At 72.6% G+C, this 23,535-nt stretch carries 10 protein-coding genes; 3 read left to right on the top strand and 7 right to left on the bottom strand.

Translation table 11 applies throughout. The features are described 5' to 3' along the window. Positions 1-26 precede the first annotated feature (26 nt). Entirely contained in the window at positions 27-764 is a 738-nt protein-coding gene (locus QTI20_RS25855; RefSeq protein WP_286555590.1) for an SDR family oxidoreductase, read from the bottom strand. A 118-nt stretch (positions 765-882) separates the two neighbouring features. Beyond that, positions 883-1,500, bottom strand: coding sequence for a TetR/AcrR family transcriptional regulator (locus QTI20_RS25860; protein WP_286555588.1), 618 nt, complete (start codon positions 1,498-1,500; stop codon positions 883-885). A gap of 90 nt (positions 1,501-1,590) precedes the next feature. Here QTI20_RS25860 and QTI20_RS25865 point away from each other — a divergent pair, with 90 nt between their 5' ends. The 3 genes from QTI20_RS25865 to QTI20_RS25875 are packed head-to-tail and all read left to right on the top strand — an operon-like array spanning position 1,591 to position 5,704. Further along, positions 1,591-2,181, top strand: coding sequence for a 2-hydroxychromene-2-carboxylate isomerase (locus QTI20_RS25865; RefSeq protein ID WP_286555586.1), 591 nt, complete (start codon positions 1,591-1,593; stop codon positions 2,179-2,181). A 44-nt stretch (positions 2,182-2,225) separates the two neighbouring features. Continuing rightward, the gene (locus QTI20_RS25870; RefSeq protein ID WP_286555584.1) at positions 2,226-3,890 is read left to right on the top strand and encodes an AMP-binding protein; all 1,665 of its coding nucleotides are present in this window, start codon (positions 2,226-2,228) and stop codon (positions 3,888-3,890) included. A gap of 29 nt (positions 3,891-3,919) precedes the next feature. Continuing rightward, a complete protein-coding gene (locus tag QTI20_RS25875; protein ID WP_286555582.1) occupies positions 3,920-5,704 on the top strand; it encodes an acyl-CoA dehydrogenase C-terminal domain-containing protein in 1,785 nt (594 codons plus the stop codon). Here the strand turns inward: QTI20_RS25875 and QTI20_RS25880 are convergent. The 5 genes from QTI20_RS25880 to QTI20_RS25900 all read right to left on the bottom strand — a co-directional run bounded on the left by QTI20_RS25880 (position 5,608) and on the right by QTI20_RS25900 (position 23,224). Beyond that, positions 5,608-6,618 carry an alpha/beta hydrolase family protein gene (locus tag QTI20_RS25880; RefSeq protein WP_286555580.1) on the bottom strand — a complete coding sequence of 337 codons (1,011 nt, stop codon included), beginning with the start codon at positions 6,616-6,618 and terminating at the stop codon, positions 5,608-5,610. The two genes, QTI20_RS25875 and QTI20_RS25880, sit on opposite strands and share 97 nt — an antisense overlap. Continuing rightward, positions 6,611-7,423, bottom strand: a complete 813-nt coding sequence (locus tag QTI20_RS25885; protein WP_286555578.1) for a serine aminopeptidase domain-containing protein — start codon at positions 7,421-7,423, stop codon at positions 6,611-6,613. The genes QTI20_RS25880 and QTI20_RS25885 overlap by 8 nt, the downstream gene beginning before the upstream one ends. Then, the gene (locus QTI20_RS25890; RefSeq protein ID WP_286555576.1) at positions 7,420-12,387 is read right to left on the bottom strand and encodes a non-ribosomal peptide synthetase; all 4,968 of its coding nucleotides are present in this window, start codon (positions 12,385-12,387) and stop codon (positions 7,420-7,422) included. The genes QTI20_RS25885 and QTI20_RS25890 overlap by 4 nt, the downstream gene beginning before the upstream one ends. Continuing rightward, positions 12,384-19,787 (bottom strand): polyketide synthase, encoded by a 7,404-nt coding sequence (locus QTI20_RS25895; RefSeq protein ID WP_286574302.1) that lies wholly within the window; start codon positions 19,785-19,787, stop codon positions 12,384-12,386. Before QTI20_RS25895 ends, QTI20_RS25890 begins: the two co-directional genes overlap by 4 nt. Before the next feature lie 104 nt (positions 19,788-19,891). Further along, positions 19,892-23,224: an autotransporter outer membrane beta-barrel domain-containing protein gene (locus QTI20_RS25900; RefSeq protein WP_286555573.1), complete on the bottom strand. Its 3,333-nt coding sequence runs from the start codon at positions 23,222-23,224 to the stop codon at positions 19,892-19,894. Between the last annotated feature and the right edge of the window lie 311 nt (positions 23,225-23,535).

A 23,535-nucleotide genomic window follows, 5' to 3' on the forward strand; every position in this document is an offset into this window, starting at 1 on the left:
GGTGGGTCTTTCTCGTGGGGCAGGGCTTACCAGCGTTCCATGTAGGGACGCAGGTCGAGCTCGAAGGTCCAGGCGTCGCGCGGCTGGGTGTGCAGGTACCAGTAGTTCTCGGCGATGTGCTTGGGGTTCAGGATGCCGTCCTGTTCCTTCAGCGCATAGCGCTCGGGGAAGGAGGTGCGGATGAACTCGGTGTCGATCGCGCCGTCGACCACGACATGCGCGACGTGGATGTTCATCGGGCCCAGTTCGCGCGCCATGCTCTGCGCCAGCGCGCGCAGCGCATGCTTGGCACCGGCGAAGGCCGCGAAGTTCGCGGAGCCGCGCAGGCCGGCGGTGGCGCCGGTGAACAGGATCGTGCCGCGGCCGCGCTTGACCATGCGCTTGGCCACCTCGCGCGCATTGAGGAAGCCGCTCAGGCAGGCCATCTCCCAGATCTTGAAGTACTTGCGCGCGGTCTCCTCGAGGATGCTGCAGGGCACGTTGGCGCCGATGTTGAACACCAGCACCTCGATCGGTCCGTGCTCGGCCTCGACCTGCTCGATCAGCGCGATGACCTCTTCCTCCTTGCGCGCATCGCTGCCGTAGCCGAAGGCCTGGCCGCCCTGCGCCCGGATGCCCTCCAGCAGCGGCTCGAGCTTGTCGGCCGAGCGCCGCGTGAGGCAGGCGATGTAGCCCTCCTGCGCGAAGCGTTCGGCGATCGCGCCGCCTGTTGAATCACCTGCACCGATGACCAGTGCCACCTTCTTCTCTTCGCTCGACTGCATACGCATCCTTTTAAAAAACGATCGTTTGACAATAGGACGTTAAACAAAAGGCGGCGCCGCGTCAATGGCGGTTTCGCGGATCGAAGGAAGAGGGCGCGCGCGGCGCGCCGGGCAGAAGCTAGTCGCGCGTGCGCTTGGCGGCCGGCTTGGCGGCAGCCTTGGGCGCCGGCATCGGGCCGTCCAGCGCATGGGTCTTGTCGAGGAAGCGCCGGCTCGAGGCCAGGATCTCCTTGCGCGTGGCGTCGCTTTCCACCGCGCGGGCCAGCACCAGCGCGCCCACGCACTGCGCGATCAGCGCCCAGGCCGCATCGGGGTCGCCGATGCGCGCGCTCCAGCTCTTCTGCGTCTGCTTGAGGCCGCGCTCGACCGCTTCGCGCACCTCGGGGGCGGCGCGCGCGATCTCGGGGCCCAGCGTCGGCAGCACGCAACCCTCCTCGGGGTTGAGCGCGTGGTAGGTGCTGAGGTAGCTGCGGATGCGCTTGGCGACGTGGTCGCCGGGCGACTCCTCGTCGCCCGCGAGCATCTCGGTGCTGTTCTTGACCTCTTCGTCGATCACCGCGGTGAACAGCGCGCGCTTCGAGGGGAAGTGCGCATAGAAGGCGCCGCCGGTGAGGCCGATCGCGCCCATCAGTGCATCGACGCCGGTCGAGTCGAAGCCACCGCGTTTGGCGATGGCCCGGCTGCTGTTGACCAGCTTCTCGCGGACTTCTTCCTTGTGGGTAGAGGGGTAACGCATGCGTCGACTCCGGTGTTTCCCTTGTTGACAAGGAAAAAACAATAACATAACTTGCGTTTGACAAACGATCGTTCAATTAAGGAGTGTTCCGTGACAAAGAAAGCCGAGTTCTTCTTCGACGTGGGCAGCCCCGCGTCCTACCTGGCCTGGACGCAGTTGCCCCGGCTGTGCGCCGAGGCCGGCGCCGAGCTGGTCTACCGGCCGATGCTGCTGGGCGGGGTCTACCAGGCCACCGGCAACGCCTCGCCGGCCACCATCCCGGCCAAGGGCCGCTACACCAGCATCGACTACGCACGCTTCGCGCGGCGCTACGGCGTGCCGATCGAGACCAACCCCCACTTCCCCATCATCACGCTCTACCTGATGCGCCTGGTCACGGGCACGCAGCTGCGGCGGCCGGAGCGCTTCCAGCCGCTGCTGCAGTCGGTCTTCAAGGCGCTCTGGATCGACGCGCTCAACCTCAACGAGCCCGCGCTCACGGCCCAGGCCGTCGCCGAAGCCGGCTTCTCGGCCGAGGAAGCGACCGCGCTGGCCAACGACCCGGAGGTCAAGGCGCTGCTGCGCGCCACCACCGAGGAGGCCGTGGCGCGCGGCGTGTTCGGCGCGCCGACCACCTTCGTCGGCAGCGAGATGTTCTTCGGCCAGGACCGGCTGGACTTCATCCGCGAAGCCCTGGCCTAGCCGGCACGCCACCCGATCGATCAGAAAGACAAGGAGACAAGACCATGGAACACCGCCTCTGGCATGCCTCGTACCCGCCCGGCATGGCCACCGACATCGCGCTGCCCGCCGACGAGACGCTGCTCACGCTGCTGGCGCGCGCGGAGCGCACGCACGGCGACGCGACCGCCGCCACCTGCCTCGGCGAATCGCTGAGCTTCAGGCAGCTCGGCACGCTGTCGGACGGCCTGGCCGGCCACCTGCAGAGCCTGGACCTGGCCCCCGGCGACCGGGTCGCGCTGATGATGCCCAACAGCCTGGCCTACCTGGTGGCGCTGGCCGGCGTGCTCAAGGCCGGCCTGGTGGCGGTCACGGTCAATCCGCAGTACACCGCGCGGGAAGTCGAGCACCAGCTGCGCGACGCCGGCGCGCGCTGCGTGGTGGTGTCGGAGAACCTGGCCGATGCGCTGCAGGCCGGCATGGGCGACTGCGACGTGCAGCACATCCTGCTCGCGCCGCTGGCCGGCCTGCGGGCGTCGACCGACGCCACCGGCGTCGTGACCGGCAACGAGGCGCTGTCCGCCGGCCCCTTCGGCGTCAGCCGGCTGAGCCTGGCGCACGCCATCGCCTGGGGCGCGAAGGCCGGCCTGGCGCCGGTCACGGTGCGGCCGGCCGACCCCGCCTTCCTGCAGTACACCGGCGGCACCACCGGCGTCTCGAAGGGCGCGGTGCTCACCCATGCGAGCTTCGGCGCCAGCCTGGCCCAGATCCGGCTGTGGATCGAGCAGGCCGGCCCGATGCAGGGCAAGTCGATGGTGACGCCGCTGCCGCTCTACCACGTCTATCCATTGGCCATGGCCTTCTTCGCGCTCGACGCGGGGGCCGAAAACCGGCTGGTGCAGAACCCGCGCGACGTGCCGAAGTTCATCGAGGAGCTGCAGCGCGCGCCCTTCGAGATCCTGATCGGCGTCAACACCCTGTTCAACGCGCTGGTCGCGAGCCCCGAGCTGTCGGCCGTGGACTTCTCGCGCACGCGGCTGGTGGCGGGCGCGGGGGCCTCGATCCAGAGTGCGGTCGCGCAGCGCTGGGTGGCCGCGGGCGCGCCGGCGATCACCGAGGCCTACGGCCTGACCGAGACCTCGCCCAGCGTGACCTTCAACCCGCCGGGCCGCAACGGCACCATCGGCCGCGCCGTGCCCTCGACCGACGTGCTGATCGTCGACGACAGCGACCGGCCGGTGGCCATCGGCGAGCGCGGCGAGCTGCTGATCAAGGGCCCGCAGGTGTTCGCGGGCTACTGGAACCGCCCCGACGAGACCCGGCGCGCCTTCACCGCCGACGGCTGGTTCCGCACCGGCGACGTCGTGACCATGGACGCCGAAGGCTACATGTACGTGGTCGACCGCAAGAAGGACATGATCCTGGTCTCGGGCTTCAACGTCTATCCCAACGAGATCGAGGGCGTGGTGGCGATGATGGCCGAGGTGGTCGAATGCGCCTGCATCGGCGTGCCCGACGAACGCTCGGGCGAGGTGCCGCACCTGTTCGTGGTGAGCCGGCAGCCCGAGCTCAGCGCCGACGCGATCCGCGCCCACTGCCGCGGCAACCTGGCCGCCTACAAGGTGCCCAAGCACGTGAGCTTCGTGCCCGCGCTGCCCAAGTCCACGGTCGGCAAGATCCTGCGCAAGGAACTGCGCCAGCCCGCCGCCACGGCCGCCGCCGCGGCCTGAATCCGCACACCCCACCGAGACCCCATGCCATGAGCCTTCGCTACCACGCGCCGCTGCGCGACATCCGCTTCGTCCTGAACGAACTGCTGGACCTGCCCCATGTCCTCGGCGGCGCCGACGGCAGCGGCTTCGACCCCGAGGTGATGGACCAGATCCTCGACGCCGCCGGCACCTTCGCCGAAGAGGTGGTCGCACCGCTCAACGGCAGCGGCGACCGCGAGGGCTGCCGCATGCCGAGCGCGGGCGTGGTCACCACGCCGGCCGGCTTCAAGCGCGCCTACGACCAGTTCGTCGCGGCCGGCTGGCCCGCGCTGGCCTGCCAGCCCGCGCATGGCGGCCAGGGCATGCCCACGGTGCTGAACAACGCGCTGTTCGAGATCCTGTGCGGCGCCAACATGGGCTGGGCCGCCTACCCGGGCATGTCGCACGCGGCCTACACCTGCCTCGCGGCCAACGGCTCGGCCGAGCAGATGGCGACCTACCTGCCGCAGATCGCCTCGGGCGCCTGGGCCGGCACGATGTGCCTGACCGAGCCGCACAGCGGCACCGACCTGGGCCTGCTGCGCACGCGCGCCGTGCCGCGCCTCGACGGCAGCTACGACATCACCGGCACCAAGATCTTCATCTCGGGCGGCGAACAGGACCTGACGGCCAACATCGTGCACCTGGTGCTCGCGCGCCTGCCCGACGCGCCGCCCGGCGTGAAGGGCATCTCGCTGTTCATCGTGCCGAAGTTCATCGTCGAGGCCGACGGCGGCCTGGGCGCGCGCAACGGCGTGCAGTGCGGCGCGATCGAGCACAAGATGGGCATCCACGGCAACGCCACCTGCACCATGAACTTCGACGGCGCCCGGGGCTGGCTGCTGGGCGAGGCGAACAAGGGCCTGGCCTCGATGTTCGTGATGATGAACCACGCGCGCATCATCGTCGGCGTCAACGCGATCGGCCTGATGGACGCGGCCTACCAGAAGGCGCTGGCCTACGCGAAGGACCGCACGCAAGGGCGCGCCCCCTCGGCGCAGCGCCGCGACGCGCCGGCCGATCCGATCATCGAACACGCCGACGTGCGGCGCATGCTGCTCACGCAGAAGGCCTGCGTCGAAGGCACGCGCGCCTATGCGCTCTGGGCCTCGCACCTGGTCGACCTGCAGCACCGCGGCGACACGCCGGCGGCACGCCAGGAAGCGGCCGAGCTGCTCGCGGTCGCGACGCCGATCGTGAAGGCCTTCAGCAGCGACCTGGCGGTGGAATGCACGAGCATGGCGATGCAGGTCTTCGGCGGCCACGGCTACATCTGCGACAACGGCGTGGAGCAGCACCTGCGCGACGCCCGCATCATCCCGCTCTACGAAGGCTCGAACGGCGTGCAGGCGATGGACCTGCTGGGCCGCAAGGTGCTGGCCGACGGCACCGCGAAGTTCGCGCGCTACCTGCAGGTCATCACCGATTTCGCCGATGCCAGGGCCGACGTCGAGGGCATGCAGCCCTTCTGCGCGCCGCTGCGCGAGGCGGCTTCGCTGGCCCTGCGCACGGCGCGCCACCTGTCGCTGCGGGCCGAGCAGAATCCCGACGCGGCGGGTGCGGCCGCCGCGCCCTTCCTGCGGCTGGTCGGCCAGGTCTCGCTGGCCTGGATGTGGGCGCGCATGGCCGACATCGGCCTGGCGCACGGCCCCGGGGCCGAGCCGATCTACGCGGCGAAGCTCGCCACGGCGCGCTTCTACTTCTCGCGGCTCTTGCCCGAAGTGCAGTCGCTCGCGGCCGCCATCTCGGCCGGGCCGGAGGTGGTCATGGCGCCCGAAGCCGCCTGGCTCTGAGCCGCCGGGCCGAAGGCGACGCCGCGGGCCCAGCTGTCGATCGCGTCCAGCAGCCGGGCCTGCATCGCCAGCGTGGTCGCGGTGTGGTCGATGTCCGGCCAGAAGCGGTACTGCACCTGGCCGAACAGGCGCGAGCCGCGCAGCTGGCTCAGCATGCTGTGGTCGCGGTCGAAGCCGTTGTAGGTGTTCGAATACATCAGCGACAGCGCCACGCCCCGGTCGACCAGGGACAGCAGCGCGCGCTCGTAGTCGGCGGCCGAAAAGACCTTGCCCTCGCCCGCGCCCAGGAAGCCGCCCGCGTCCGCCGCCGCGGTGCGGCGCGGCAGCAGCGCGCGCAGGCGGCCCAGGCTGCGCTCGCGCGCCGTCGCATCGCCGTCGCCGAGCCAGCCGACCAGGTCGTGCCACCAGGGATAGCTCGCACGCACCGCCGCATTGCGCGGGAACGCCGCCATGCGGCGCAGCTTGCGCTCCAGCCGCACGGTGCGGGTCATGTAGATCTCGCCATCGAAGGACAGCAGGCCGATCACGCGCGGGTCGTCCAGCGCCAGGGCCAGGCCGTTCTCGGCGCCCGAACAGATGCCGAACACCAGGAAGCGGCGCAGGCCATGGCGCTGCGACAGGAAGTCCATCGCGGCCTTCATGTCCTCCAGCGCCTGCGCGCGGTAGCCGTTGCGGCCCTGGGCCGCCACGCTGTCGCCGATGCCCGAGAGATCGAAGCGCAGCGCCGGCAGGCCGGCACCGGCCAGGCGGCGCGCGGCCTTCACGTTGATCCGGTGCGGACCGATGCGATGGTTCACGCCGGTGTTGAGCACCAGGCAGCCGATGTCGCCCGTCTGGCCCTGCGGCCGCGTGAGCAGGCCGAACAGATGGTCGTCGGAGCCGAACAGCACCGGGGCTTCGGAGAAGTCACTCATGGATTTCCGCCATCACGCGTTGCAGGGCCTCGGCCGGGACCATCTCGTTGCCGGGGGACGGGTTGCTGGTCCAGATCAGCGGGTGCGCGAGCGGCACGTGGCGCACCGTGCCGCGGCTCGCCTGCACGGTCATCCACTGGCGCGTGCGCGCATCCTCGGGTTTGGCGAGGGTGACCAGTTCGACGCCATCGCCCAGCACCCGCCCCGAGGGGGGCGTGAGCGCCGCGATCTGCGCACGCAGCACCGGCGACAGGGCGAAGCCGAAGGCCTCGTCGCTGAAGGCCTTCGGATCGACGCGCAGGCTGCGGCGCCAGCCCGGATCGGGCAGCGAATGGCTGAGCTCGAGTTCGCTCACATGCTTCTCGCGCAGCTCCTCGAGGTAGGCGGGCCCGTCGAGCACCGGCTCCCAGAGCACCAGGCGCGCGATGCGCGGCTCGGCCATCGCCGCGGCCTGCAAGGCCAGCGTGGCGCCGATGCGGGCGCCGAACCACACGATGCGCGAGGCGCCCGAGCGGGCCGCGAGTTCGCGGTGCGCCGAGGCGATGTCGCGGCGCCAGCCGTCGAGCTCGCCGTCCTCGTCGTCGCCCGGCGAATCGCCGGTGCCGTAGGGGTCGAAGCGCAGCACCGGCATGCCGGCGCGCGCCAGCCGCAGCGCGAGCAGGCGGTAGAAGCGGTGGCTGCGCAGGGCCTCGTGGCCCATGGGCGGGCACAAGAGCACCGCGGTGTCGGACACGCGCGCGCTGTCGGCCGCATGGAACAGGCCGAACAGCCGCCGCGACGAAGGACCGAACAGCAGCGGCGTCATGGCTTGCGCCCCCAGCCCGAGAACATGCGGTTGAGCAGCCCGCCGCGCGGTGCCTCGGCAGCGGCGGCACCCGCTTCGGCCCCGCCTTCGGTCACGGCCTCCGCCTCGGTGGCCGCCAGCTGCGCCAGGCTCTCGAACATGTAGCGGCGCGGCTCGATGCGCAGGCCGAGGCTCTGCTCCGACTGCTGCACCACGCGCATGGCCAGCAGCGAATCGCCGCCCAGGTCGAAGAAGTTGTCGCCGGCGCGGATGTCGCCGATGTCGATGTTGAGCACCTGGGCCCAGACCTCGGCCAGCTGAGCCTGCGCCGGCAGCAGCGCGGTCGCGCCCGGCGCGCGCGGCTCGACCGGCGCGGCCTCGGCCGACGAGGACAGGCGGCGCAGGATGCGCGCGCTGGCCGAGTCTTCCGGCGCGAGCAGCGCGGCCAGCGGCACGTCCGGCCGCTCGGCGATGGTCCGCAGGATCTCGACGAAGCGGTCGCGGAAGGCGGTGCCGGTCTCGGGCAGGTAGATGTCGGCGTTGTAGGCGATCGGGCCCTCGAGGCCCTGCGGCTTCTCCAGCAGCCACAGCCCCAGGTCGTCGGTGGCGCCGCGCTGCAGCAGGTGCACCTGCTTGTGCGTGAGGCCGCCGAAATCGTGCGGGCGCTCGCGCGCGTCCTGGAACGAGAACAGCCCCTGGTAGAGGCCCGCGCCCTGCGCCAGGCGCACGAACTCGGGCTCGGTCGCCAGCCGCTCGAACGGGATCTGCTGGTAGCGCATGACCGCCACCAGCTCCTGCTTCACGTAGCGGATGAAGGTGCCGAAGTCCTGGCCGGCGTCGACCTGGAAGGGCAGGGGCAGCACGTTGTTGAAGAAGCCCATCACCGATTCCAGCTCGGGCGCCTCGCGGCCGCGCACCGGCGTCGCGATCACGACCGAAGGGCTGTCGATCGCGCTGCTCATCATCAGCACGTAGGCGCCCAGCGTCAGCATGCTGAGCGTGACGTCGTGCCGGCGCGCCACCTCGCGCAGGCGCTGGGTGGCGGCCGGGTCGATGTGGATCCAGTTCACGCCGCCGTTGCCGGACATGCCGGCCTTGCGCGGCATGTCGGTGCGCGCCGCGCGCGGCGCGGGCATGCGCGCGAAGCGCTGCTTCCAGAAATCGAGCTGGCGCGCGAAGTCGGGCTGCTGCATCCAGTCGGCGTACCACTGCGCGTAGTCGCCCATCGCCACCGGCGGCTCGGGCAGCGTGTGCGGCCGGCCGCGCACCCGCGCGCCGTAGAGCGCCGACAGCTCGGCCTGGTAGATGTCGAAGGACCAGCCGTCCCAGATGAGGTGGTGCGGCACGAACATGAAGCCGTGGTCTTCGGGCCCCATGCGGTAGAGCGCCATGTGGAACAGCGGCGCGCGGTGGATGTCCAGCGGCTGGTCGGCCAGCTGCTGCATGCGCCGCATGAGTTCGGCTTCGCGCTCGTCCTCCGGCAGCGTGCTCAGGTCGACCAGCGGCACCTCGAAGTCGACGTGGGCCGCGATGGTCTGGACCGGCGCGCCCGTCGCGTCGCGGCCCATGGCCGTGCGCAGGGCGCCATGGCGCTGCACCATCTCGCGCAGCGCGGCACGGAACTTCTCGATGTCCAGCGGCCCGAGGAAGCGGTGGCCCGAGGGCGCGTTGTAGACCGGCCGCCCGGGGTGCAGCTCCTCGAGGAAAAGGATGCGCTCCTGCATCGGCGTGAGCGGCGCGCTGCGGCGGTCGCGCTGCGCGACGATCGGCGCCTGCGCCTCGGACTGGCCCTCGCCGCGCAGGCGGCGCACGGCCTGCGCGATGCGCTCGACCGTGGGCGCCTCGAACAGCATCGACATCGGCAGCTTGAGCTGCAGTTCGCGGCCGAGCCGGGCGGTGAAGCGCGCGGCCAGCAGCGAGTGGCCGCCGAGCGCGAAGAAGTCGTCCTCGATGCCCAGGCCCGGCAGGCTCAGCGTCTGCTCCATCACCGTGAGGATCTGTTGCTCCAGCTCGTCGCGCGGCGGCACGGCGGCGGCGCTGCGCGTGGCGACCGCGCTCTGCGGCGCCGGCAGCGCCTGGCGGTTGACCTTGCCGTTGGGCAGCAGCGGCAGCGCCGCGAGCGCCACGAAGTGCTGCGGCAGCATGTACTCGGGCAGGAAGGCTGCCAGGTGCTGGCGCAGCGCCGCGGCCTCGGGCATGGGGCCGCGCGGCACCACGTAGGCCACGATGCGCACGTCGCCGGGCGCATCCTCGCGCGTGACCACCAGCGCCCGGTCCACGCCCGCATGGCGCGCGAGGTTCGATTCGATCTCGCCCAGCTCGATGCGGTAGCCGCGCACCTTGACCTGGTCGTCGGCGCGGCCCAGGCATTCGAGCACGCCGTCGGCGCGCCAGCGGCCCAGGTCGCCGGTGCGGTACCAGCGCGCCGCGCCGGCCGGCGCACCCGGCACGGGCACGAAGCGCTGCTCGGTGAGCTCGGGCCGGTTCAGGTAGCCCAGCGTCACGCCGGCGCCGCCGATGTAGAGCTCGCCGGTCACGCCCACGGGCAGCGGGCGCAGCGCGGCATCGAGCACGTGGAACTCGGTGTTGGCGATCGGCCGGCCGATCGGGATCACGCCGTCGGCCTGCAGCACGCGGTGGAAGCTCGACCACACGGTGGTCTCGGTCGGGCCGTAGCCATTCCAGAGCTCGCCCACCATCGGCAGCAGCTGCCGCGCCAGGTCGCCCGGCAGCGGTTCGCCGGTGCAGATGGCCAGCAGGTCGCGCCGGCCCGGCCAGCCCGCGTCGAGCAGGATGCGCCAGGTCGAGGGCGTGGCGTCGACGAAGTCGACCTCCTCGGTCTCGATCAGCGCGCGCAGGCGGTCGCCCTGCATGGCCTGGGTCTTGTCGGCGACCACGATGCAGGCGCCCACGGTCAAAGGCAGGATCACCTCGGACACCGCGATGTCGAAGGACAGCGTGGTCACGGCCAGCACGCGGCGCTGCGCGTCGATGCCGGGCACGCTGCGCAGGCTGGTCAGCAGGTTCAGCACGCTGCGGTGCGGCACGCGCACGCCCTTGGGGCGGCCGGTGGAGCCCGAGGTGTAGATCACGTAGGCCACGGCCTCGGCGTCGCCGGCATGGCCGGGTGCCGCATCGGCCGGCGCCACCTGGTCGGCGCGCACGCGCGCCAGCGCCTGCAGCGGCGCCGCGCCATCGGTGTCGGCGTCGGTGACGGCCACGCGCAGCTGCGCATCGCCGGTCATGAATTCGAGCCGCTCGCGCGGGAAGGCCGGGTCCAGCGGCACATAGCCCGCGCCCGATTTCAGGATGCCCACCAGCGCGACCAGCATGTGCGCATTGCGGCCGCAGCACAGGCCCACCAGGTCGCCCGGGCCGATGCCCTGCGCCTGCAGCGCGGCGGCCAGGCCGTTGGCCCGGCGGTCGAGTTCGCGGTAGCTCAGCGAGGCGCCGCCGGCGCGCACCGCGAGCGCCTCGGGCGTGGCCTCGGCCTGGCGCGCGATCAGTGCGTCGATGCGCAGCTGCGCATCGAAGGGCGCGGCGGTGGCGTTGAAGGACCGCAGCAGCGCCACGTCGTCGGCGCTGCAGGCCAGCGCCTCGGCCACGCTCGCGCCGGGCGTGCGCGTCAGGCGCTCGAGCGCCGTGGTGTACAGCGCCAGCCAGCGGCGCACGGTGCGCTCGTCGAACAGCGTGGTGTTGTACTGCAGCTCGAGCATCAGGCCATCGGCCACCGGCACCACGTTGAGGAAGAGCTCGAAGTTCTCGAAGTGCCGCGGGTTGCCGCTCAGCGTGCTGTGCAGGCCGGGGAAGGTGCCGCCCGGCGAGGCCGGTGCGCGGTCGAGGTTGAACATCACGCTCACCAGCGACGGCCGGCTCGGGTCGCGCGCCACCGGCAGCTTCTTGAGCAGCGCGCCGTAGGTCAGCGTCTGGTGCTCGAAGGCGTCGAGCAGCGTGCCGCCCACGGTCTTGAGCAGCGTCTCGACCGGCTGCGACGCCTCGACCGCGACGCGCACCGGCAGCAGGTTCACGCAGTGGCCCACCAGCCGCGGCATGTCGCTCGCGGCCTGGCCGGCCACCGGCACGCCGATGACCAGGTCGTCCTGCTGCGAGAGCCGGTGCATCAGCGCCGCGAACAGGCTGAACAGCGTGGCGAACAGGCTCACGCCGGCCCGCGCGCCCTGCTGCCGCGCGGCCTCGGCCAAGGCCGCGGGCAGCAGCACGTCGAGCCGGCGCGCGTTGAAGCGCCGACGCGCGGGGCGGGCCCGGTCCAGCGGCAGCTCGAGCGTGGGCAGCGTGGCCTCGGGGTAGCGGCCCAGCCAGTAGGCGAGCTGCGCGCGCGCGGCCGGCGTCTCGGCCTCCTCGCGCGCCCAGTTCGCGTAGTCGCCGTAGCTGGGCGCGGGCTCGAGCGCCGGGCCCTGGCCGGTCTGCTCGGCATAGAGCTGGCCCAGTTCGTCGGCGATCACGCCCCACGACCAGCCGTCGCACACCGTGTGGTGGGCGGTCAGCAGCAGCACGTGGCGCGTCGGCGTGTGGCGGTAGAGGGCGGCGCGCAGCAGCGGGCCGCGCTCGAGGTCGAACGGGGTCTCGACCGCCTCGGCGTGCGCCGCGGCCATCGCCTGGTCGCGCGCCTCGGCGGCCAGGCCGCTCAGGTCGTGCAGCGGCAGCTCGAAGTCGCCGGCCTCGACCACGATCAGCTCGGTGCCGTCGAGCGAGAAGCTGGCGCGCAAGGCATCGTGGCGCGCCACCAGCGCCACCAGCGCGGCGTGCAGCGCGGCCGGGTCCAGCGGGCCGTCGAGCGCCAGGTCGACCGATTCGTTGTAGGCCAGCGAGGCTTCGCTGCCCAACTGGTGCGCCAGCCAGACCTCGCGCTGCGCCTCGGTGCTCGGAATCACGCCGGCGATCGCGCCGAACGCGAAGGGGTCGAAATCCTGGCCCAGGCCGTCGTGGAGGTCCGGGCTGCCGGGGGTGTAGCGCGAGGGGGTCATGCGTCGATCCTACGGAACTTCCCCGGCTGTGCGGCGTCGGGCACGAACCACGCGGGCTGTCCGTCCTTGTCGCGTCCCAGTCGGGCATTGGGCACGGGCGGCTTGGCGGCGTCGAAGCGGCGCGCCGCGGGCGTCCCGCCCGGCAGGAACTCGGCCTCCTGCATCTCGGCGATCGACTCCTTGAAGGCCGACTTGAGCAGCGCGATGTCGGCCGGCGTGTGGGCCGTGGTCATGAAGCAGGGGAAGTTGTCGAGGATGTGCACGCCGCGGCTGCGCATCATCGCGAACAGCAGGTCCTGCAGCGGATGGTCCTCGAGCCAGCTCACGCGCCACAGCGAGCCGAAGTAGCGGATCTCCAGCGGCGCGCCGACCTCGCGGCAGAAGGCCGTGAGCTCGTCGGCCATGGCCGCGGTGTGCAGGTTGAGCTGGGTCTGCAGCGCGCCGCCCGAGGCATGCAGGTGGTCGAGCGAGGCCTTGGCCGCGGCCAGCGTGAGCGGGTGCCGCACGAAGGTGCCGGCGAAGTAGGTCACGCCCACCGTGGGGATCGAGTCGTCGCCGTAGTTCCAGGCGCCGCCGTCGAGCGCGTCCATGTACTCGCGCTTGCCCGCGACCGCGCCGATGGGCATGCCGCCGCCGATCACCTTGCCGTAGGTGGCCAGGTCGCCGCGCACGCCGAACAGCGCCTGCGCGCCGCCCGGATGGGTGCGGAAGCCGGTGATGACCTCGTCGAAGATCATGCAGGTGCCGCTCTTCTCGGTGATGGCGCGGACCTCCTGCAGGAACTCGCGCGGCTGGAAGTCGGGCCGGCGGCTCTGCACCGGCTCGACCAGCACCGCGGCCAGTTCGTCGGCGTGGGCGCGGATGAAGTCCAGCGACTCGGGCGTGCCGTAGTCCAGCACGCGCACGTCGCCGAACATGCCGCTCATCACGCCCGGCGTGGCCGGGATGCCGCGCGCGCCGCGGCCGGCGCGCACCAGCACCTCGTCGAAGGTGCCGTGGTAGGAGCCGCTGAACAGCACCACGGTGCTGCGGCCGGTGTGGGTGCGCGCGATGCGCAGCGCGGCCATCACGGCCTCGGAGCCGGTGTTGCACAGCGCCGCGCGGTCGAAGCCGGTGAGCTCGCAGATGCGCTGCGTGACCTCGGCCGCCAGCGGATGCTGCGGGCCGATCTCGTAGCCACGGTCGAGCTGGCGGCGGATCGCGTCGTTGAGGAAGTCCGGCTGCCAGCCGAACATGTTCATGCCGAAGCCGTTGAGCGTGTCGACGTATTCGTTGCCGTCGATGTCCCAGACGCGCGAACCCTTGGAGCGGTCGACCACGATCTGGTAGGTGATCTCCTTGGTCGCGGGGCGGAAGCCGTTGACCACGCGCGGGTCGGCCATGTGGCCGCGGTTCTTGGCTGTGAAGTCCTTGCTTGCGCGCGTGCGTTCGACATAGCGGCGCACGAAGGCATCGAGCCGGGCCTGCTGGCGGCCGGTGATCTCGCGGTTGGGCGTGGTGTGGATGCGCGCGATCGCGCCGAAGGCCTTCTTGACGTCGTAGGGCACGCCGCCGCCGACCAGCGGGGTGTCGGCGGCCGCGGCGGCCGGCGCTGCCACGGGTGCCGCAACGGGCGCGGTCACCGGTGCCGCCTGCGCCGCGGGCGCGGCCGAGGCGCCGGCCAGCAGCGCGAGCTGCTGCTGCATCAGCTGCATCTGCTGCGCGATGAGCTGCTGGACCATGGACGCATCGGCGCCCAGGGCCATGGGCGCGAAGGCCTGCACGGCCACCGCGGAGGCCACGGGTGCCGCCATGGCCACCGGCGTGACGGACGCGACCGCCGCGACGGGCGCGACCGGTGCCGCCACCGCCGCTGCGGGTTCGGGCGGCAGCGTCTCGTCGAGGTGCGCCGCCAGCAGGTCGAAGCTGCGGCAGCCTTCCATCAGCTGGCGGAAGCTGATGTTGACCTTGAAGTGCTTCTTGACCTGCAGCGCGGCCTGGGTGAGCACCAGCGAGTCGAGGCCCTGGTCGATGAAGGTGGTGGCGCCGTCGGCATCGGCCATCGGCGTGCCGGAGATGTCTTCGAAGAGCTCGCGCAGCTTGGCGTGGAGGGCGGGGCGGCGGGCGGTGGACGTGGTGGGCATGGGCGACTCCAAGGTCGGGGCGATGGAAGGGGAAGGAAGAACGACGGCCGCGGTGGCGGCGGCAGCGGGCACGGCGAGGGCCGCGGCGGCCACCGGGGCCGCGCTGTCGACCCAATGGCGCTTGCGTTCGAAGGGATAGGTGGGCAGCCGCACGCGGGCCTTGCGGGCGCGGGTGTCGAGCTGCTGCAGGTCGGGCGCGAGGCCGATCGTCCAGAGCCGGCCCAGCGCGAGGCGGTGCGCGACCAGCTCGTCGGCCGGCGCGGCGCCGAGCAGCGCGCAGGCCGCGGGCGCGGGGCGCTCGCGCGTGGCGTGCTGGCGCACCAGCGTGCAGAGGGTGTTGCGCGGGCCGAGCTCGATGAACAGCGGCTGCGTGAAGCGGGCCAGCACCTCGTGCACCGCGGGCGAGAAGCGCACGGTCTCGCGCAGGTGGCGCGCCCAGTAGGCGGGATCGGTGGCCTCGTCGGCGGTGAGCACGCGGCCGGTCAGCGTCGAGACGATGGTGCGCTGCGGCGCGTTGAGCGTCACGCCGCGCACCAGCGCCTCGAAGGGCGCGAGCGCCGGCGCCATCATGGCCGAGTGGAAGGCATGCGAGGTCTCGAGCAGGCGCGCGGCCACACCCTCGGTCTCGAGCCGGGCCTGCAGCGCCGCGATGGCCTCGAAGGGCCCGGCGATCACGCTGGCCGTGGGGCCGTTCTCGGCCGCCAGCGACAGCGCCTCGCCGAGGTAAGGCTGGACCTGGGCCGCCGACAGCCGCACCGACAGCATCTGGCCCGCGGGCAGCGCCTGCATCAGCGCGCCGCGCTGGGCCACCAGCCGGGCCGCGTCGGCCAGCGACATCACGTTGGCCAGCACCGCGGCCGCGAACTCGCCCACGCTGTGGCCGATCATGGCGGCGGGGCGCAGGCCGAAGGCCAGCAGGCGCGCGCCCAGCGCGTACTCGAGCGCGAAGGTCGCGGGCTGGGTGGCCGAGGTCGGGCGCAGCGCGTCGGCATCGTCCGAGAACATGCGCTCCTGCAGGTCGAAGGGCAGCACGCCGTCGAAGGCCGCGAAGCAGGCGTCCATGGCGGCACGGAAGGCCTCGTCGTGCACATAGAGCGTGCGGCCCATGCCCGCGTACTGCGCGCCCTGGCCCGGGAACAGCCAGACCTGCTCGTGGGCGCGCGCGGCGACCGCGCCGGCCAGCTTGAACGGCGTGTCGGCGGCACGCAGCAACTCGACGGCCTCGGCCGTGCCGTCGGCCACCAGCGCCATCCGCTGCGCGAAGGCCTTGCGGCCGACGCGCAAGGTGTGGGCCACGTCGCCGAGGTTGAGCGCGGGGTCGGCCGCGAGGTGGTCGGCCAGTTGCGCCGCCATGCGGGCCAGCGCGGCCGGCGTGCGGGCCGAGAGCGTGAGCAGCTGCGGGCCGGCCACCGGCTCCGAGGGCACGGCGAGCGGTGCCTCCTCGAGGATCACATGCGCGTTGGTGCCGCCCACGCCGAAGGAGGACACACCCGCGCGGCGCGGCGCACCGGCCTCGCGCGGCCAGGCCGAGCGCTGGGCATTCACGCGAAAGGGCGTGCCGTCGAAATCGATGGACGGGTTGGCCGCGCTGAAATGCAGCGAGGCCGGCAGCTGCTGTGCGTGCAGCGCCAGCGCGGTCTTGATCACGCCGGCCGCGCCGGCCGCCATCAGCGTGTGGCCGATGTTGCTCTTGACCGAGCCAATGGCGCAGAAGCCGCTGTCGGCCGTGTGGCGCGCGTAGGCGCGGGCCAGGGCCGCGACCTCGACCGGATCGCCCATCGGCGTGGCGGTGCCGTGGGCCTCGACATAGGAGATGCTGCGCGCGTCGACGCCGGCCGAGGCCAGCGCCATCGACACCACGGCCGCCTGGCCGTCCACGCTGGGCGCGGTGAAGCTGGCCTTGACCGCGCCGTCGTTGTTCACGCCCACGCCGCGCAGCAGCGCATAGACGGTGTCGCCGTCGGCCTGCGCATCGGACAGGCGCTTGAGCATCACCACCGCCGCGCCGTCGCTGAACACCGTGCCCTGGGCGTTGGCGTCGAAGCTGCGTGTGCGGCCGTCGGGCGAGAACATCGCGCCCTCCTGGTAGAGGTAGCCGCTGTGGGGCGGGCAGGTGATCGCGATGCCGCCGGCCAGTGCCATATCGCACTGGCCCGAGCGCAGCGCATGGAAGGCCTGCGCCATCGCGACCAGCGAGGTCGAGCAGGCGGTGTTGAGGCTGATCGCCGGGCCGGTGAGGTTGAGCCGGTGGGCCACGCGCGTGGCCAGGTAGTCCTTCTCGTTGCCCAGCATCACCGCGAACTCGCCGACCGTGTCGATCAGGTCGGGGCGCGGCATCACATGGCGCTGGAAGTAGGTCGCGTTGTGCATGCCGGCGTAGACGCCGACCGGCCGCTGCTGCTGGTCGGGTGCATAGCCGGCGCGCTCCATGCATTCCCAGCAGATCTCGAGGAACAGCCGCTGCTGCGGGTCCATCAGCGTCGCCTCTTTGGGGTTGATGCCGAAGAAGGCGGCGTCGAACTGGTCGACGTCGTCGAGCACGCCGCGGGCACGCACATAGCTCGGGTCGGCCCGCAGCGCGGCGCTCACGCCGGCGTCGAGCGTGGCGTCGTCGAAGAAGCGGATGGTGTCGCGGCCTTCGAGCAGGTGGGCCCAGAACTGCTCGACGTCGGCGGCGCCGGGGAAGCGGCCGGCCATGCCGACCAGCGCGATGGGCTCCTGCGCATCGTCGGCGCTCGAACGCGCGCTGCGCGCGACGGCCGGCGCCGGCAGGTCGGCACCGTCGAGTTCGCGCGCGATGGCCTGCGGCGTGGGGTTCTGGAAGAAGAGGTTGGTCGACAGCCGCCGCGCGCTGCCGGCCTGCAGTTCGGCCAGCACCTTGAGCACGCGCAGCGAATCGCCGCCCAGTTCGAAGAAGTTGTCGAGCCGGCCCGCGAGGTCGATGCCCAGCGCGCGCGCGAAGGCGGCGCACACGCGGCGCTCGGTGTCGGTGCGGCCCTCTTCGTAGGGCTCGGCCATCTCGGGACGCTGGGCCAGCGGCTCGGGCAGGCCGCGGCGGTCGATCTTGCCGTTGGGCGAACGCGGCAGCGCATCGAGCGTCACGAACAGCGCGGGCACCATGTAGGCCGGCAGCGTGGCCTGGAGGTGCTTGCGCAGCGCCTCGGCACCTGGCGCGCTGCCGGGCTGGGCCGTGAGGTAGGCCACCAGGCGGGCGTCGCCGCCGCCGTCGTGGCGCGCGAGCACCGCGGCCTCGCGCACCGCGGGGTGCGTGAGCAGCGCGCTCTCGATCTCGCCCAGCTCGACGCGGAAGCCGCGCACCTTGACCTGGTGGTCGTTGCGGCCCAGGTAGTCGATCTCGCCGTCGGCGCGCCAGCGGCCGATGTCGCCGGTCTTGTAGAGCCGCGCGTCGGGATCGGCGCTGAAGGGGTCGGCCACGAAGCGTTCGGCCGTGAGTTCGGGCCGGTGCAGGTAGCCCCGGGCCACGCCGACGCCGCCGATGTGGATCTCGCCCGGCACGCCGAGCGGCGCCGTGCGGCCGTGGCGGTCCAGCACGTGGATGCGGTTGTTGGCGACGGGCCGGCCGATGGAGGGCAGGGCGGCCCACTGCGCCGGGTCGGCCGCCAGCTGCAGCGCCGTGACCACGTGGCTCTCGGTCGGGCCGTACTGGTTGTGCAGCCGGCAGCCGGCATGGCGGGTGAAGAAGGCGCGCACCGCGGGGCTGGCGTGCAGCTGCTCGCCGGCGGTCATCACGTCCTGCAGCTCGGGCAGGGCCTCGTCGGCCGCGACCGCGTACTCGGCGAGGTTCTGCAAGGCGATGAAGGGCAGGAACAGCCGCTGCACGCGCTGTTCGCGCAGCACCGCCACCAGCGCCTGCGGATCGCGCCGCACGCTCTCGTCGATCAGCACCAGCGTGCCGCCGGCGGCCAGCGTGGCGAAGATCTCCTGGAAGGCGACGTCGAAGCCCAGCGCCGCGAACTGCAGCGTGCGTTGCGGCTTCTGCACCTTCGGATGGTCGAGCTGCCAGTGCAGCAGGTTGACCAGGCCGCGGTGCGGCATGGCCACGCCCTTGGGCGTGCCGGTCGAGCCCGAGGTGTAGATCACGTAGGCCAGGTGCTGCGGCTGCACGTCGGCGGCCGGCGCATCGGCGCCCTCGTCCTGCGCGGGCAGCGCGTCGAGCAGCAGCACCGGGGTCGTCTCGTCGGCCGGCAGCGCGGCGCGCAGCGTGGTCTGGGAAAGGATGACCCGCGGCTTCGCGCCGGCCAGGATGATCGCCGTGCGGTCCGGCGGATGGCTCGGGTCGAGCGGCACGTAGGCGCCGCCGGCCTTGAGCACGGCCAGCAGCCCGACCACCATGGCCAGGCTGCGTTCCACATAGAGGGCCACCGGCACGTCGGGGCCGACGCCCAGCGCCCGCAGCCGGCGCGCGAGGCGATCGGCCTCGCGCTCGAGGTCGGCGTAGCGCAGCAGCTCGTCGCCGAAGCGCACCGCCTCGGCCGCGGGCGTGCGGCGAACCTGGGCCCCGACCAGGTCGTGCACCCGCAGCGTCGCGGGCCAGTCCGACTCGGTGGCGTTGAAGCCCTGCAGCCAGCGCTGTTCGGCCGCGCCGACCATCGGCAGCGCGGTCAGCGGACGGTCCGCATGTTCGGGCAGGGCGGCCAGCACCGTCTGCACATGGCCGGCCCAGCGTTCGGCCGCGGCACGGTCGAACAGCGTGCCGTCGAAATGGAGCACGCCTTCGAGCGTGCCGTCGCCGCGCAAGGCCAGCGCCAGCGACAGCTCCGTGCCGGGCAGCGCTGCGGTGGCGCCGAAGCGCAGGCCGGCGACGGCGCGCGACGCGTCGGCCGTGGCCGGCGGCAGCGCGCGTTCGGCGTCGAGGCGCGACAGCAGCTGCTGCACGGTGGGCTCGCCGCGCAGGTCGGCCCACAGGACCCGGGAGGGCTCCGCGTCGACCGCCGCGGCCAGCAGCAATTCCTCCTGCGCGCTCAGCCGCGCCAGCACCACGGCCCAGGCCGCCAGGCACAGGGTCTGCAGCGAGGTCTCGCGGGCGAGCGCGAAGGCCTGCAGGTCGAGGCAGGTGGCGGCATCGAGCGACCAGGACACCTCGCCCGCATCCGCGGTGCCGGCCGGCACCGCGGCGCGCGGCAGTTCGAGCACGCCCGACACCGCAACCATCCGCGCGGACCGCTCGCCTTCGGTCCCTCGGGCCGGCGGGGATGCGGGCGCGTGGGACGAAAGTTCGGACCTGGCGGAGGATGCGTTGTCGGGCGTGGTGGTCATGGCTCGATGGGCGGAGGTCGCATGGAAGGAACGAAGAACAGGCAGAGACCGCGTTTCACGTGGCTTTGACGAAGGTTCATGGCGTCGGCGGTGACCATGGTCGATTACCAGCGCGCCTTGAGGCCCAGCGACCCTTGTACGCCACTCTTCACGCGGGCGTCACCCCTCATCGCGAAAAGCCGACCGATCTCGCCGTAGATGCTCCAGGTGGAGTTCAGAGCCAGCGTCGCACCGCCGGCCACTTCGCCCCAGCTGCCGCCGGTGCGCGTCGCGATGTCGGTGGTGGCCGCGGGGCCGATGAAGCGCGCGATGTCGGTGCCGCTGGAGGCGCGGTAGAGGTTGAAGCGGCCGTAGGGCTGCAGCGCGCCGAGCGCGGTGCTCGTCTCGCCCTTGATGCGCACGCCCGCACGGGCGATCCAGCCGTTGTCGGCGTCCTGCTGCACGCGGGCGCCGGAGATCACGACGTCGTCGAGGTCCACGCGCTGGTGGATCAGCTGCAGCTGCGGCTCGATCGTCCAGCCCTGGCCCAGCGCGAAGGACTGGCCGAGCTCGATCGAGGCCAGCAGGCTGTCGCCCTTGCCCGTGACCGAGGCGTTGCCCTGCGGACGCAGCGTGTAGCGGTGGTCGCCGGCCTGCAGCACGGCGTCGGCATAGAAGCCGCGGCCGTTGGTCCAGGTGGCGTAGAGGCCAAGGTAGCGTGCGCGCAGGTCGTTGCTGCCCACGCCGCCCCAGACGCCGTTGGCGAAGCCGCTGGTGCGCACGTCGCCGTCGAGCTGGCCGACGTAGACGCCGGCATGCCAATTGGCGTCGGCGAACAGGTCGGTGCCGACCTGGAAGCCGTCGACGCGGCCCTTGCTCGCGGGCGAGACCGTGCCTTGCTGGCGCACGTCGATGTCGCTGGAGATCACGCGGCCCCAGGCGTTGCGCGGGCCGTTGGCGGCCGGGGCGCCGGCCACCGGCTCGTCGCCGATGCGCTGGTGCAGGTTGCCCAGCATGGCCAGGTCGGCCTGGCGCAGCTGCTGCGGCAGCGCCGCGAACAGCGGGACTTCGCTGCGGTAGGTCGGCACGGTGGCCGGCGGCGTGGCCGGCGTGCCGGGCGTGGCCGGCGTGCCGGGGTTCACCGGCGGGGCCGCGTCGGTTTCCGAGCGCAGGAACCAGCTCTGGTCGGCGCCGTGCAGCGTGTAGGCGTAGGCACCCGCGTCGACGTGGCCGTTGGCCAGGGTGAAGGCGTTGGCGGTCGAGGTGGCGCCGTTGCGCGCGGCCACGACCTCGATGCCGTTGCCCGTGGTCTGCGCGCCCAGGCCGCCCAGGTTGGTGATCTGCACCGTGGTGTTGCCGCTGGCGTTGCCGCCGTTGAGCAGCAGGCGGTCGGTCGCGCTGCCGCTGTCGCCCAGGGCCGTGCCCAGGCGCAGCACGCCGCCGTTGCCGACGTAGTTGCCGTTCACGGTCAGGGTGGTGCCCGGGGCGGCGCTCAGCAGCGAGACGGTGCCCGCGTTGTTGAGCGAGGCCACGGTCTGGTTGAAGCCGCCCACGTCGAGCGTGGCGCCGGCGGCCACGCTGTGGGCCGAGGCCGCGCTCAGCGTGTTGGCCGCGCCCGCGCGCAGCGTGCCCTGGCCGACCGTGGTGGCGCCGCCGTAGGTGTTGGCCGCCGTCAGCACCAGCGTGCCGGTGCCGGTCTTGGTCAGCGCGCCGCTGCCGCCGACCGCGCCGGCCAGCGTGCCGGTGAAGGCGCCAGTGTCGACCGTCGGCTGGCCCGTGCCCAGCGTGACCGCATTCGCGATCTGCAGGCCGTCGGCCGTCAGGCGCAGCGTACCGTCGTTGATCGTCAGGGTACCGGCTGCGGCACCCAGGTTGGCGTTGCCGGTCAGCGCCAGCACGCCGGCGTCGACGGTCCAGGGCGTGACGCCGGCCTGGGCGCCGGTCAGCGTCCAGACGCTGGTGCCGCTCTTGTGAAAGGCGTCGAAGCCCTGGAAGGCGGTGCCGATGGTGGCCACGTCGAAGGCGGTCGCGGTGGCGTCGCCGCCCAGCGCCAGCGTGTTGTTGCTGCCGCCCGGTGCCACGACGGCGTTGCCGTCGAAGACGCCGCCGGCGCGCAGTTCGAGCCGGTTGCCCGAGCCCTGGAGTGCGACCGCGTTGGCGCGCACCGCACCGCTGCTGTCCAAGCCGCCCGAGATGCGGCCGGCGTTGACCACGGTGTTGCCGCCCGCGGCCGAACCCGTGATGCCGACGCCGCCCGCCGCGCCCGTGCCGGCCGTGGCCAGGCCGGCGTCGCCGCCGCGCACCGTGCCGTCGTTGCTCACCGTGGCGCCGGCGTCCAGCAGCACCACGCCGCTGCCGCCCCGGCCCGCCACCGAGGCGGTCTCGGTGCCGCCGACGGCACCGCCGGTGCCACCGAGGATCTGGCCCGTGGCGGTGTTGGTCACGCTGGCCGAGCCGCTGGCGACGACGCCGTTGCCGCCGTTGCCGGCCAGGGTGGCCACGCCGCCGGTCCCGCCCTGCGCCGTGCCGGCGTTGGTGATCTGGCCGCCGTTGCTGCGCACCGCATCGCCGCCGTTGCCGCCGCGGCCGGGTTCATTTCCGCCGACATCGACGATGCCGCCGGTGCCGCCCGCGCCGCCCGTCAGCTGGCCGCCGGCGCCGTTGTCGAGGCTGCCGCCCTGGTAAAGGAAGACGCTGCTGCCGCCTTCGCCACCGTTGTAGCCGTTGCCGCCCACGCCGCCGACGATGCGGCCGGTGGCGTTCACCACGCTGCCGCCGTTGACCAGTGCCAGGCCGGCGCCGCCGCCGCCCGCGCCGTCCCACATCGTGGAGCCGCCCGCGCCGCCGGTGACCGTGTGGCCCGCGGTGTCGACGGTCGCGCTCGCGCCCGTCAGCACCAGGCCGCCGCCACCGCCACCACCGCCGCCCGAGTAGACGATGGCCGGCGGCGGGTTCGCGCCGGCCGTGCCGGTGACGTCGCCGCCCAGCGTCACGGACGCGCTGGCGTTCTGGGTGCCCGCGCCGCCGGCGCCGCCGGGGCTGCCGTTGGAGGTGGAGAACGCGCCGCCACCGCCGCCGCCGCCGCCCGCGCTCAGGTCGGACCCGCCGGCCGCACCGCCGCTCGCGCCGCTGGCGGTGCTGTTGCTGCCGCCCGCCGTGCCGGCCTGGGCAGGCGTGCCGACCTGCGCACCCGCGCCGCCGTTGCCACCCAGTCCGGGATCGGGGTCGGTGGAATAGCCGCCGGCGCCGCCGCCGCCGCCGCCCGCCAGCCCGCCCACGCCGCCCTGGCCTTCGTCACGGTCGGCCCGGCTGCCGTTGCCGCCGCCGGACACGATGGTGGTCTGCGCCTGCACGCCGGCCGTGGGCCAGACCGAGATCGTCAGCACCGAAGCGAGGGCGATCGCGTGGATGGCGAAGCGGGCCGCGGTACGCCGGGTCGAGAGAATGCCCGCCGGCATGGCAGGCGAGGTGCGCGACGCGAGGGTCGGGCAGTGGAGAACGTGGGTAGCCTGGTGTTTCATATTCATTTCACGCACCGAAATGGTGCAACTTGTGAATGAAATGTTAAAACAATAATACTAGTAAGAGTACAAAAGCTTACACATACCCCGAAGATTTGCGCAATTGTCCCGGGATCGTTTATTACCTAGGCCATTCGGGACACGGATCGGCCGGCCGATCCCCCCGCGACCCGCCCAGAGGCGCCGGGCCCCGATTCGCGTTTGTCAATCTGGCAAAGGGTGTGTGGCTTCTGTTGTAGCGATCCGGA

This window comes from Variovorax sp. J2P1-31 (assembly GCF_030317215.1).
Taxonomy (GTDB): domain Bacteria; phylum Pseudomonadota; class Gammaproteobacteria; order Burkholderiales; family Burkholderiaceae_C; genus Variovorax.